Origin of the sequence: Lysobacter alkalisoli (assembly GCF_006547045.1) — a bacterium.
GTDB classification, from domain to species: Bacteria; Pseudomonadota; Gammaproteobacteria; order Xanthomonadales; family Xanthomonadaceae; genus Marilutibacter; species Marilutibacter alkalisoli.
In genome coordinates, this window is the sequence record NZ_CP041242.1 from 2,123,825 (window position 1) to 2,136,167 (window position 12,343).

Annotated in this window: 10 protein-coding genes; 5 read left to right on the forward strand and 5 right to left on the reverse strand. The window is 67.1% G+C overall.

Features of this window, described 5'->3' with window-relative positions; genetic code table 11:
- Nucleotides 1-17: 17 nt before the first annotated feature.
- The 3 genes from FKV23_RS09150 to FKV23_RS09160 all read right to left on the reverse strand — a co-directional run bounded on the left by FKV23_RS09150 (nt 18) and on the right by FKV23_RS09160 (nt 3,362).
- The gene (locus FKV23_RS09150) at nt 18-698 is read right to left on the reverse strand and encodes a L,D-transpeptidase (RefSeq protein WP_141625133.1); all 681 of its coding nucleotides are present in this window, start codon (nt 696-698) and stop codon (nt 18-20) included.
- Between the two features lie 158 nt (nt 699-856).
- A complete protein-coding gene (locus FKV23_RS09155; RefSeq protein ID WP_141623576.1) occupies nt 857-1,126 on the reverse strand; it encodes a coiled-coil domain-containing protein in 270 nt (89 codons plus the stop codon).
- Between the two features lie 646 nt (nt 1,127-1,772).
- Nucleotides 1,773-3,362 (reverse strand): protein adenylyltransferase SelO, encoded by a 1,590-nt coding sequence (locus FKV23_RS09160; protein WP_141623577.1) that lies wholly within the window; start codon nt 3,360-3,362, stop codon nt 1,773-1,775.
- Nucleotides 3,363-3,468: 106 nt separating this feature from the next.
- Between FKV23_RS09160 and FKV23_RS09165 the strand changes: the two genes are divergently transcribed.
- From FKV23_RS09165 to FKV23_RS09175, 3 genes are all read left to right on the forward strand, one after another.
- Nucleotides 3,469-4,545, forward strand: a complete 1,077-nt coding sequence (locus FKV23_RS09165) for a GGDEF domain-containing protein (RefSeq protein ID WP_141623578.1) — start codon at nt 3,469-3,471, stop codon at nt 4,543-4,545.
- Nucleotides 4,546-4,697: 152 nt separating this feature from the next.
- Nucleotides 4,698-6,602, forward strand: coding sequence for a DEAD/DEAH box helicase (locus FKV23_RS09170; protein WP_141623579.1), 1,905 nt, complete (start codon nt 4,698-4,700; stop codon nt 6,600-6,602).
- A 318-nt stretch (nt 6,603-6,920) separates the two neighbouring features.
- The gene (locus FKV23_RS09175) at nt 6,921-7,676 is read left to right on the forward strand and encodes a glutamine amidotransferase-related protein (RefSeq protein ID WP_141623580.1); all 756 of its coding nucleotides are present in this window, start codon (nt 6,921-6,923) and stop codon (nt 7,674-7,676) included.
- Between the two features lie 19 nt (nt 7,677-7,695).
- On the opposite strand, the gene FKV23_RS09180 is transcribed toward FKV23_RS09175, so the two are convergent.
- On the reverse strand, nt 7,696-8,661 hold the full coding sequence (locus FKV23_RS09180) for a pseudouridine synthase (RefSeq protein WP_141623581.1): 966 nt from the start codon (nt 8,659-8,661) through the stop codon (nt 7,696-7,698).
- A gap of 56 nt (nt 8,662-8,717) precedes the next feature.
- Between FKV23_RS09180 and FKV23_RS09185 the strand changes: the two genes are divergently transcribed.
- The gene (locus tag FKV23_RS09185; RefSeq protein WP_141623582.1) at nt 8,718-9,263 is read left to right on the forward strand and encodes a YaeQ family protein; all 546 of its coding nucleotides are present in this window, start codon (nt 8,718-8,720) and stop codon (nt 9,261-9,263) included.
- A 4-nt stretch (nt 9,264-9,267) separates the two neighbouring features.
- Nucleotides 9,268-10,488, forward strand: coding sequence for a BaiN/RdsA family NAD(P)/FAD-dependent oxidoreductase (locus FKV23_RS09190; protein ID WP_141623583.1), 1,221 nt, complete (start codon nt 9,268-9,270; stop codon nt 10,486-10,488).
- A gap of 27 nt (nt 10,489-10,515) precedes the next feature.
- On the opposite strand, the gene FKV23_RS09195 is transcribed toward FKV23_RS09190, so the two are convergent.
- On the reverse strand, nt 10,516-12,327 hold the full coding sequence (locus tag FKV23_RS09195) for a sensor domain-containing diguanylate cyclase (protein ID WP_167285131.1): 1,812 nt from the start codon (nt 12,325-12,327) through the stop codon (nt 10,516-10,518).
- Nucleotides 12,328-12,343 lie beyond the last annotated feature (16 nt).

The window sequence follows — 12,343 nt, forward strand, 5'->3', positions numbered from 1 at the left end:
ACGCGCCGACGCGCCCGTCAGTGGCTGGCGGGCCAGGCGCGTCTCCCATCATTGCGTTGCGCAGTCGCGCGACTTTGCACGAACTCCGGGAAGGTCTCCGCTAGCGACGCCGTGTCCGGCAAGATGTAGAACACTCCGCCCCGCTCGAACGTCGGACGGATGATCTCCTCGTAAAACTCGGGTGCGACGTTGATGCAACCATGAGTGATGCGGTTGTCGTCCGGCGAAGGCGATGCAAGGCGTTCGGCGCGTCTCTCGGCCGGGACGCCAGTCGCCGTAGGGTGCATGGAGACCGCGGAATCGTAGTCCACCCACAGGACGCGCCCGGCGTCGGTTGATGGGCCGAATCCGCCCACGAAGCGACCAGCAGGCGTCGTGCGATCCCGGCCCGGAATCTCGCGAAGAGCGAGACCGGCGATGCCGGGGGCCGAATGATCGCCGATCGCCGAGCCAAAGAGCCCAGGCGCCGCGCCGCGAAGCCGGCCGTCGCCGCCGAACACCAGGATCTGTGCAGCGGCCTTGTCCATGACCGCGAACGGATAGCCTTCGCTGTCCCTGGTTGCGACAACCCAGCCCGCGAGCTCAATCACCGTGCCGGACACTTCTTGGCCGCGCGGAAGCAAGTCGATAGCGGCCACCGGTTGCGCGGCGGCATCCTCGGCACTGGCCACGCCGAAGCTCGCGAATGCCAGCGCCAGCGCTAGCGCGCCATAAGCGGCCCGGATCGCAGGGTGTATGCACGTACGGATGGGGCGGCTCCTTGGGTCGAAGACCCGGTGAAGCAAAGAGACCGGTGGCTAGCAAAGGCCACCAGTCACGGCTTCAAACGGTAAAGTCAGGAGTTGTGCAGGAGCGACTAACCGCGTGGCACGCGGCGTGGTGCCGCTTCGAGCTGTTGGACGCGGCCTTCCAATTGATCCAACCGTCGGTTGGCCTGCTGCGCGGACTGATTGGCGGATTCGGCGCTCTGGGCCGCGCCCTGCACCCTCGCGTCGAGTTGATCGAGGCGTGAGTTGATCGTTGCAAACTCGTCACCATAGGTGGCGCAGCCGGCAAAGCCCAGGGCGACGACGATCGCCACGCCGAGCGTACGCGCCATCGTCAGATGTTGCTTGGTCGGAAACATTTCAATGCTCCTCAGTCTCGGGTATCGGAAATACAGGACCCGTTCTCAGCCTACATTGGGAATACGTAGTTGGATTGTGAAGATGCGGCAATTGAGATTTGCTGCATGAGTCCATCAGCCTCCACGAAAACTCACATTGTTTTAACGACTATCGCAAGCTGCGAAGTCACCGATTCCCCACTCAAGGACAACAGGAGACCTAAATAAGGTTCTTCGCCCAATCGAGGGAAAAGCGCCGGGTCTGTTGGATGGCCGGGGCGCCCGGGACGAAGGCCCTTGGATGCGAATGTCCCCCGGCACCGGCCAGGGCCGGCGCCTCCTCCTTGATTTCGCACCCAAGGGCCTTCGCCCCCGGCGTTCGGACATGGCCGGTAGTTCCAGAAGCAGAATCCCACGGAGAACCAGCTTCGCGTTTCGACGTGGCCTGTCGGCCTTGACGGCGAAATCAAGGAGGAGGCCGCCGCCGCAGGCGGCGGCCGGGGGACATTCGCCGTCAAGGCCGGCAGGTCGCGGCGGGACAGCCAGGTAGCGGTGAGAAGTAGCGGCGAGAACCGGCGATCGAACGCCAACGCAAGCGGTAAGAGGCAAGCCCCCCTCACTTGGGAGAAGAACCGCAAATAAGCGCCTTCCGGACCCCTTCAGCCCCTCACGAACTGCACGACAGCATCGAGCAGCCGGCCCGGTCGCGTGCCCAGTCCGGCCGGCGTGCGGCGAAGGCCTCGCGGCCCGGCTTGTCGGGGGAATGCTGGTCGTCGTAGGGGTGGCGCATCACGTCGAGCAGTTCGATGACGCCGTCCATGTCGCCCTGGTGGGCGCGGTCGATCGCTTGCTGGGCCAGGTAGTTGCGCAGCACGTAGCGCGGGTTGGCGGAATCCATCAGCGCCTTGCGGTGTTCGGCCGGCAGCGGGTCGTCGGCGACGCGGGCGACGTAGGTCGTCAGCCATTGCAGCAGTGCCGGCGCCACCGCGTCGCGCTTGCCGGTGTCGTAGAAGGCATCATCGAAGCCATCCAGCGACGGCGCCGACGGATCGACATCCGCCAGTTGGCGGAAGAACAGGGTCATGTCGATCTCGCCCTGCTTGAGCAGGTCGCGCAGGGATTGCATCAGGCCGATGTCGTCGTCGCGGCAGCCCTCCAGTCCGAGCTTGGCGGCGATGTTGCCGCGCTCGGCGGCGTTGAACGCATCGACATAGCGGCGCAAGCCATCCTGCAAGGCTTCCGTTCCATCGAACAGCGGCGACAGCGCGCCGGCCAGGCGGCCGAGGTTCCAGTACGCCACCTGTGGCTGCTGGCCGAAGCGGTAGCGGCCATGGGTCGCATCGGTGGTGTTGGGGGTCCAGTCCGGGTCGAAGTCGTCGATCCAGCCGTAGGGCCCGTAGTCGATGGTCAGGCCGAGGATCGACATGTTGTCGGTGTTCATCACCCCGTGAACGAAGCCGACCCGCATCCAGTGCGCGACCGTCACCGCGGTGCGCCCGCAGACCTCGGCGAACCAGTCGCCATACAACTGTTCGCCCTCGCCGGACAGGTGCGGGAAATCGCGGCGGATGCAGAAGTCCGTGAGTTTGCGAAGCAGCTCGTTGTCGCCGCGCGAGGCGGGCAGCTCGAAATTGCCAAAGCGGATGAACGACGGCGCGACCCGGCAGGTGATCGCGCCCGGCTCGGCCTCGGGGTGGCCGTCATAGAACATGTCGCGGACGACCGTCTCACCGGTACCGACCAGGCTGAGCGCGCGCGTGGTCGGCACACCAAGGTGGTGCATGGCCTCGCTGCACAGGAACTCGCGGATCGAGGAGCGCAGCACCGCACGGCCATCGGCGCTGCGCGAGTACGGGGTCGGGCCTGCACCCTTGAGCTGCAGTTCCCAGCGCTCCCCTGCCCCGTTGATGGCCTCGCCCAGGCTGATCGCGCGGCCGTCGCCAAGCTGCCCGGCCCAGTGGCCGAACTGGTGCCCGCCGTAGTTGGCGGCGAATGGCTGCATGCCTTCCAGCAGGCGGTTGCCGGCCAGCACTTCGGCCGCCAGCGGGCTGTTCATGAACGTGGCATCCAGCCCCAGGCTTGCGGCCATCTCGGCCGACCAGGCCAGCATCCGTGGCGCCGCCACCGGGGTCGGCGCCACGGCCGACCACAGCGCGCCCTCAACCTGGCGGACCCCGGGGCCGCTCTCGGGGTCGGCCGGCATTTCACGTATGAATGAATTGTCGAAGCGTAGTATCGCGTTCGGGGTCGTCGGCATCGGCAAGTCCGGGACGCGGTTCATAGAACCCGGGATTCCATGGTCGCACGTGCCCGCCGCCCGCATGTATCCGGTGCATGCCGCTTGAACAGGGGGACCATGGCCTATGGGCTGGAAGTTTGCATGGCGTAACCGTACCCCGCTGGACGGCTCGGAACTGCAACGGTTCCGCAAGTTCGCCTTTGCCAAGACCCGCCCCGGCCTGACCCTGCTGACCTTTTCCATGCCGCTGCTGTTCGCGGTGGGTTGGGCGCGGGATCTGGCCGTACTGGGTCCGTCCGCACGCTGGACACTGTTGATCCGGCTGTCGCTGGTGATCGCGTTGCTGATCGTCGCCTGGCTGATGCGCAGTGCCGGTTCCGGCCGCCGTATCGAGGTATTCGGGATCCTGTACGCATTCGTCTTCGGCATCGCGATCGCGACCACCAGCGCGATCGAACCCCAGCGACTGAGCCTGACCCACGTGGTGGTGATGCTGCTGATCATCATCCTGCTGCCGTTCGCCCAGACCCGGTTCTCGGCCGCTGGCGTGATCGTGGCGATAGCGCTGCCGATGTTCGGGCTGTTGTGGCTCCTGGACGCCTCACCGGGACTGTGGGTCGCCTACCTGCTGTTCTTCGTCGCCGGCTGTGTGGTCGGCCTGACCCAGCGCGCCGCGCAGATGGCCGCCGCCGCGGAGATCTTCGTCCACCGGCAACGGCTGCTGGAGCGCCTGCACCACGACTCGCTGACCGGCACCATCAACCGCGACGGCTGGCAGGCTCACGCGCAGCGCATGCACCGTGCCCACATGCACTCCGGAGACCCGCTGTCGGTGGTGTTCTTCGACCTCGATCATTTCAAGGCGGTCAACGACGAGCATGGCCATGCGTCCGGCGATGCGCTGCTGCAGGAGGTATCGAGGGTGATGCGGGCCAGCCTGCGCAAACACGATCTGCTGGCGCGGATCGGGGGCGAGGAATTCGTGGCCCTGCTGCCCGATCTCGACGCCGAAGCCGCGATCCGGGTGGCCGAACGGATCCGCAAGGCGGTGGCCGCGATCGAATCGCCGCAGTCGGTCACCATCAGTGCCGGGGTCACCCAGGCCCGCCCGGGCGAGGAACTGAAGACCGTCACCGACCGTGCCGACAGTGCCCTGCTGGCCGCCAAGCGGCGCGGGCGCGACCGGGTTGAACGGGCATGATTGAGCGTGCGTGTCTGAGCGCATGTGAAGAACGGAACTGGAGAATGGGCCTGAGCGAACACTGACGCCCGCCACGATCAGGCTCCGGAGAGCCCCTTCCCCGGCGTACAATGGTCGATTGGCCCTCGCGGGCGGTATCGAGGGTTTACCCGATGAACGACGACATTCCTTCCCCTTCCCTCAAGTTCAGCGATCTGGCCCTGCCCGAGCCGCTGCTCAAGGCGTTGTCCGATGTCGGCTACGAGTCGCCCTCGCCGATCCAGGCCGCGACCATCCCGCCGCTGCTCGAAGGCCGTGACGTGCTGGGCCAGGCCCAGACCGGCACCGGCAAGACCGCCGCATTCGCGCTGCCGGTCCTCGCCCGTGCCAAGCCCGGGCAGAAGAAGCCGCGGGCACTGGTGCTGGCACCGACCCGCGAGCTGGCGATCCAGGTCGCCGAGGCGTTCCAGAAGTACGCCCACCACCTGCCCGGCTTCCACGTGCTGCCGATCTACGGCGGCCAGAGCTACGGGCCGCAGCTGGCGGCGCTGCGGCGTGGCGTCGATGTGGTGGTCGGCACCCCGGGTCGGATCATCGACCACCTCGAGCGCGGCTCGCTGGACCTGTCCGAGCTGGACTGCCTGGTCCTCGACGAGGCCGACGAGATGCTGCGGATGGGCTTCATCGACGATGTCGAGGCGGTGCTGAAGAAGACCCCCGAGACCCGCCAGGTCGCGCTGTTCTCGGCCACCATGCCGAGCCAGATCAAGCGCATCGCCCAGACCTACCTCAAGGACCCGGTCGAGATCGCGATCAAGACCAAGACCAGCACCGCTGCCAATATCCGCCAGCGTTACTGGTCGGTCAGCGGCGTGCACAAGCTCGACGCGCTGACCCGCATCCTCGAAGCCGAGCCGTTCGACGCGATGATCATCTTCGCCCGCACCAAGCTCGGCACCGACGAACTGGCCGAGAAGCTGACCGCGCGCGGCTTCTCCGCCGCCGCGATCAACGGCGACGTGCAGCAGGCCCAGCGCGAGAAGACCGTACAGCAGCTCAAGGACGGTCGCATCGACGTACTGGTCGCCACCGACGTGGCCGCCCGCGGGCTCGACGTGGAACGGATCAGCCACGTGCTGAACTACGACATCCCCTACGACACCGAGAGCTACGTCCACCGCATCGGCCGCACCGGGCGGGCCGGCCGCAGCGGCGAGGCGATCCTGTTCGTGACCCCGCGCGAGCGCGGCATGCTGCGCGCGATCGAGCGCGCGACCCGGCAGCCGATCGAGCCGATGGAGTTGCCGAGCATCGATACCGTCAACGAGCAGCGGGTCAACAAGTTCCTCGATCGCATCGGCGAATCGCTGGAGCGTGCCGACCTGACCCTGTTCCGCGACCTGGTCGAACGCTACGAGCGCGAAAAGAACGTGCCGATGGCCGAGATCGCCGCGGCACTGGCCGGAATGGTTCAAGGCGACCGGCCACTGTTGCTGGACGCCCCGAAGGAGAGGCCACGGCCCGAACGCAGCCGGCCCGGTTTCGACAAGCCCGGTTTCGACAAGCCGGGCTTTGACAAGCCTGGTTTCGACAAGCGCGGTGCCGACAGGCCCGGCAGCGACCGCGCGCCGCGCAACCGTGCCGAAGCGATGTTCGACGACGACGCTCCTCGCCCGCGCCGCGAACGCACCACGCATGAACCCGAAGCCGGCATGGAGACCTTCCGCATCGAGGTCGGCCACGTGCATGGGGTCAAGCCCGGCAACATCGTCGGCGCCATCGCCAACGAGGCCGAACTGGAAAGCCGCTATATCGGCCGCATCGACATCCAGCAGGACCACAGCTACGTCGACCTGCCCGAAGGCATGCCACGCGAGCTGATGGAGCACCTGAAGAAGGTCCGCGTCGCCGGCCAGCCGCTGCGGATCAGCCGTCCGCGCGACCTGCCTGAGGGCGGTCCTGCCCCGGCCCTTCGCGACGGTCGCCCGCCGCGGCGCCCGCACCCGGGCAAGCCGCACGGCAAACCGCACGGCAAGGCCGGTCCGCGCGGACCCAAGAAGCCGCATCGCGGCCGCTGAGCACTCGGTTCCGACGACCGTCGTCCCGGTCATGTAAGTCATGTAGCCCGGGTAAGCGCAGCGCACCCGGGGCCGTTCGTCGCACCCCGAACCAGTCCCGGGTGCGCTGCGCTTACCCGGGCTACGGATCGCGTGGCAGCTGGAAGCAAACGCACAATGGATCCCGGCTTTCGCCGGGACGACGAAGGTCGGCAAGGATGGCCTCCGGTGCCGGATCGTCATGACGACCTGAGCATTCGTCATCTCCGTGATACTCCGGCCCAGCGCCTGGATTTGGCATAGTGGCCGAACCGCGCCGTCCGCCCTGCCGCTCCGCCCATGCCCCGCATCCAGGTCTTCCAGCACGTTGCCGCCGAACCGCTGGGCACGCTCGACCCGCTGATCCGCCGCCGCGGCCATCGCATCCGCTTCACCAATTTCGAGCGCGACCCGGACGCGCAGCCGAACATGGAGCGCTACCGTGGGCTGGTCGTGCTGGGCGGGCCGATGAACGTGGAGGAGAAGGATCGCCGCGCCCACCTGCGGACCGAACTGCATGCGATCGAGCAGATGCTCAAGCTCGGCCGCCCGGTACTCGGCATCTGCCTCGGGGCGCAGTTGCTGGCGCACGTCCTCGGCGCGCCGATCCGCCGGCACCCGGTGCCCGAGGTCGGCTGGCATCCGCTCGCGACCACGCCGGACGGGCGTGAAGACCCGGTGCTGGCCCCCTTGGGCGAGGCCGCGCCGGTGTTCCAGTGGCACCGCTACAGCTTCGAGGTGCCGGGCGACGCGGTGCATCTGGCCCGCTCGCCGCTGTGCGAGCCGCAGGCCTTCCGCTGGGGCGACAACGCCTATGGTTTCCAGTTCCACCTGGAGATGGACGAAAAGCTGATCGAGCGCTGGCTGTCCAATCCGCATTACCTCGACGAACTGGCGGCCTGCGGCCACGCCACCGATGCCGACACCATCCGTGCCCACACCCGCGAGCACATCTCGGCGATGAAGGCGCGCTCGGAGGAGGTCTTCAACCGCTTCCTCGATCTGGTCGGTCGCCCCCAGCGCAAGGTCGCCCTGCCCTCGCGGGAATGGGTCTGAGCCGCTAGGCCTGTTGGCGTTATTGAGATGGGGCCTGGAGCGAAGACCCGCTCAGGAACCGCCGCAGGCTCCCATCCAGCGGATCATCGAACGCCAGCTCGCGCGCCAGCAGCTTGAGCGGCCGCTCGAAATCATCGCCTTCGGCCACCCGGCACTCCGGATACAACGGGTCATTGAGGATCGGTGCCCCCAGCGCCGCCATGTGCACGCGCAGCTGATGCTTGCGGCCGGTCACCGGTTCCAGCCGGTAGCGCCAGACAGCACCGTCCTGCCCGACGGCCTCGATCCGGCTTTCGCTGTTGGGCGGGCCATCCGTCTCGCGCATGCGGAAGAACGGATCGCCACGTTCAAGGCGGGACTTGCGCGTCAATGGAAACACAGCGCCCTCCATCGCCGGCGCCAGCGCTTCGTAGATCTTGCAGATGCGCCTTTGCGGGAACAGCGACTGGTAGCGGGCCCGGGTGGCCGGGTTGGCGGAGAACATCACCAGCCCGGCGGTGCCGCGGTCGATCCGATGCAGCGGCACCAGGTCCGGGTTGCCCAGGCGTCGCGTCAGCCGCCCCAGCAACGTTTCGGCCACGAAGGCACCGGCGGGGGCGACCGGCAGGAAGTGCGGCTTGTCGGCGACCACCAGGTGTTCATCGACATGGATAAGCCCCTCCTCGAACGGAATGGTCGGCTCCTGCGCCACCTCGCGGAAGTAGCGGACCTCCATGCCGATGCGGTAGCGCGCATCCGGCGCCAGCGGCTCGCCCGCGCCGTCGAGGACCCGGCCGCGCGCGAAGCGGTCGCGCCAGGTGTCGCGGCCGATCCGCGGAAACGCCGCGCACAGCCCGTCCAGCACCGTCGTCCACGGCCCCGGCGGCAGCTGGAAACGGCTGGCGCGGACACCATCTGGAATGCCGCCATCGGTAGCGTAGTCGTGCCGGGTCATGCGGGCAGGATAGCCGTCGCCGGCGTCGCAGGCGCGCGCAGCCGCCAGCATCACCCGCGCAAACGCCAGAACGATAGAATGGCGCTCTTTTTCGCGGTGAACCGCACATGGCCCTCAATTCCACCGTCGTCAAGGCGGAGCTGCAGATCAGCGACATGGACCGGCATTACTACGCCACCCATGACCTGACCCTGGCCCAGCACCCGTCCGAAACCGACCAGCGGCTGATGGTGCGCGTGGTCGCCTTTGCCCTCTACGCGAGCGATCGTCTCGAATTCGGCCGCGGCCTGAGCACCGAGGAGGATCCGGACCTCTGGCAGCGCGACTACACCGGCGACATCGACCTGTGGATCGACCTCGGCCAACCGGACGAGTCGCGCATCAAGAAGGCCTGCGCGCGTGCCCGTCAGGTGGTGGTGATCAACTACAGCGGCAACTCGGCCGAAATCTGGTGGGGCAAGATCGCCAGCTCCTTGACCCGGCTGAAGAACCTGACCGTCCTCGACCTCCCGCCCGGGACGGTGGACGAACTCGCGGCCATCGGCAAGCGTGGCATGCGTCTGCAGGCGCTGATCCAGGACCGCGAACTGCAGTTGATGGGCGAACTCGGCAGCGTCGCGCTGCGGCCGGATGTGCGTGTCGCCCCACAGTGATGGCATGACCCCGACGGCGGGCAATACCTGCGACGTGATCATCATCGGCGGCGGTGCCGCCGGGCTGATGTGCGCGCTCACCGCCGGCCGGCGCGGGCTGCGCGTGCGCGTGGTCGAGCATGCCAACCGGGTCGGCAAGAAAATCCTGATGTCCGGCGGCGGCCGCTGCAATTTCACCAATACCGGCACCTCGCCCGCCAACTTCCTCTCGGCCAACCCGCACTTCTGCAAGTCCGCACTGGCGCGCTACACGCCGTGGCATTTCATCGACATGGTCGAACGCCACCGCATCGCGTATCACGAGAAGGAACTCGGGCAGCTGTTCTGCGATGTGTCGAGCAAGCTGATCGTGAAGATGCTGGTCGATGAGTGCACGGATGCCGACGTGCACATCGAGACATCGTGTTCGATCGAGCAGGTGCACCATGACGACGACGGCAGTTCTCATGGGAACTTCCGTCTGAAAACCACCCGCGGGACGTTACGCGCCCCGAAGCTGGTGGTCGCCAGCGGCGGCTTGTCGATCCCGAGCATGGGCGCGACCGGTTTCGGCTACGACCTCGCGCGCCGGTTCGGACACGACGTGCTGCCGACCCGTGCCGGCCTGGTCCCGCTGACCCTCAGCGGCAAGCACCAGGAGCGCATGGCCGACCTGAGCGGCGTGTCGTTGCCGGTCACCGCCAGTTGCAACGGCCAGAGTTTCAGCAACGCGATGCTGGTGACCCACCGCGGCATCAGTGGCCCGGCGATCCTGCAGATCTCCTCGTACTGGCAACCCGGCGACGACCTGCGGCTGGACCTGCTGCCCGGCGAGGATGCGCTGGAATGGCTGCAACACCAGCAGGCCGAGCGCCCGGCCGCGGAACTCAAGACCGTGCTCGGCGAGGTGTTGCCCAAGCGCTTTGCCCAGCGTCTGTGCGAGGTCTGGCTGCCGGGCAATCCCGCGCACCGGCCGATGAGGCAGTTCAACCTGCCGCAACTGCGCGAACTGGCACAGGTGATCGAAAGCTGGCCGCTGGTCGCCAGCGGCACCGAGGGCTACCGCACCGCCGAGGTGACCCTGGGCGGGGTCGACACCAACGGCCTGTCGTCGTCCACGATGGAATCCCGCCATGTGCCGGGGCTGTACTTCATCGGCGAGGTCGTCGACGTCACCGGCTGGCTGGGCGGCTACAACTTCCAGTGGGCGTGGGCATCCGGCCACGCCGCCGGCCTGGCGGTATGACCGCGCGGCACCGGCCGCGCTCAGGGATCAGCACTCCAGCGGGCCGCCCAGCGGCTTGACGCAGTACGTATTCCGGCCCGCCTTTTTGGCCCCATACAAGGCGGCGTCCGCGATCGACATCAGTGTCCTGGCATCGACGGGCACGTGCGCGTAGGCGATACCAATGCTGGTCGTGATCTTCAAGGCCGTGCCATTCACCGGAACGGGCCGGCCCGTCGCTTCGATCAACTTGCTTGCGATCGTTTCGGCGGCATCCGGGACGGCCGCATCCTCGACGATGACCACGAACTCATCGCCGCCAATACGCGCCGGAAGATCGATCGCGCGGACGTTCTCCCGGAGGCGCTGCGCGAATGCGCACAGGATCTGATCGCCCACGTCATGGCCATGGGTGTCGTTGATGCCCTTGAAGTGATCGACATCAAGGTAGATCAGGGCAAGTGGATGCCCGTGTCGCTGCAGACGCTGGAGCGCCAGCGACATGCGTTCCTCGAACTGGCGCCGGTTGGCCAGGCCGGTCAACGTGTCGATACGGACGAGGCGCTCGAGTTCGCGCCGGCTTTCCTCCAGCGCCTCCTCGGCGGCGACCCTGCTGCTGACGTCGCGATTGGCATAGATGATGTCGAATTCACCCTTCCGGTCGGCGCTTGGGATCGGCTGCACCGCCGCTTCCACCCAGACGTAGTGGCCATCCTTGTGGCGCACGCGGTAGACGTCCGTCCTCGCCTGGCCGGAGCTGATGACATCGGCCATCGCCTCGGCCTGGCGCTCGCGATCGTCCGGATGCACCAGGTTCCAGCGCGAGCCGAGCATTTCGTCCGGATCCCAGCCGAGCATGTCCTTGGCCGAAGGCGAAACGTATAACCGTTCGCCGTCCGTACGCATCCGCACCACGACGTCGTGCGAGTAGTCCGCGAGCAGCTTGTAGCGACGCTCGCTGTCGCGCACGCGCGCCGTCAGCTGCCTGCGCTCGCCCATCGCCAGCGCCACCGGGATCGTCATCAGGCAGCCGCCGGCAATGTACAGCTGTAGCAACGCAATGCGTCCGGACGCGCCGATGCCCTCGATCGACCACAGCGGGCCGTACCCCATCGCCGTTGCGACGCTGCCGATGACCGCGAGCAGCATCACCCCGACGGCAACGCCGGCGAAACCGTGCCGGACCGCACCCAGCAGCAGCGGGGGATACGCCAGGAAGAGCAGCGGATACCTGAAGAAGAACACGGTGGTGGCGACCACCGCCAGCAACAGCATCACGCCGACGAAGCTCCCGAGCTTTCCCGATACCACCACCGGTCGCAACCCTTCGCGATGGACGACGAGGGTCGTCGTGGCGAATATCACCATGCCGACGACATGTGCTGCGTACCAGCTGAACAGGCCGCGCAGGAACGAGCCGTCTTTCAGGGTGGCGACGATCGTGGCGGCGAGGATGCCCGACACCGCACAGGCCACCAGCGTACTGCCTGTCGCGATGCCGCCCAACCTGACCCAGGTCCTGGGATCGCCCACATCGGGCACGCGCCACCTGACGAAACCGGCAACGATCAACACCTCGATGACATTGCTGATCCCGATGGCGGCGGCATACGTTGCCGGATCTCCGGTCAGCACGTGCGCAAGAAAGTCGGCGAGGAACCCCACCGCCACGTAGCCCGGCCACAGGCGCGTCGACCTGGACAGCAGCCAGCCCGCAAGGAGGCCATTGCCGATCCAGATCGCAGACAACTCACCGGGTCCGCGCACCAGCACCAGGGACAACCAGGCGCTCACACCAATGAGGAGCGCCAGTACCAGGCGATCCACCCCCAGACGCTGTGGCGTCATCGAATGATCCATGCCAGTCTCCGCCCCG

Coding starts and splice junctions, on each gene's coding strand:
- FKV23_RS09155 (WP_141623576.1), bottom strand. CDS start 1,126: ATGTTTCCGACCAAGCAACATCTGACGATGGCGCGTACGCTCGGCGTG.
- FKV23_RS09160 (WP_141623577.1), bottom strand. CDS start 3,362: ATGCCGACGACCCCGAACGCGATACTACGCTTCGACAATTCATTCATA.
- FKV23_RS09165 (WP_141623578.1), top strand. CDS start 3,469: ATGGGCTGGAAGTTTGCATGGCGTAACCGTACCCCGCTGGACGGCTCG.
- FKV23_RS09170 (WP_141623579.1), top strand. CDS start 4,698: ATGAACGACGACATTCCTTCCCCTTCCCTCAAGTTCAGCGATCTGGCC.
- FKV23_RS09175 (WP_141623580.1), top strand. CDS start 6,921: ATGCCCCGCATCCAGGTCTTCCAGCACGTTGCCGCCGAACCGCTGGGC.
- FKV23_RS09180 (WP_141623581.1), bottom strand. CDS start 8,661: ATGCTGGCGGCTGCGCGCGCCTGCGACGCCGGCGACGGCTATCCTGCC.
- FKV23_RS09185 (WP_141623582.1), top strand. CDS start 8,718: ATGGCCCTCAATTCCACCGTCGTCAAGGCGGAGCTGCAGATCAGCGAC.
- FKV23_RS09190 (WP_141623583.1), top strand. CDS start 9,268: ATGACCCCGACGGCGGGCAATACCTGCGACGTGATCATCATCGGCGGC.
- FKV23_RS09195 (WP_167285131.1), bottom strand. CDS start 12,327: ATGGATCATTCGATGACGCCACAGCGTCTGGGGGTGGATCGCCTGGTA.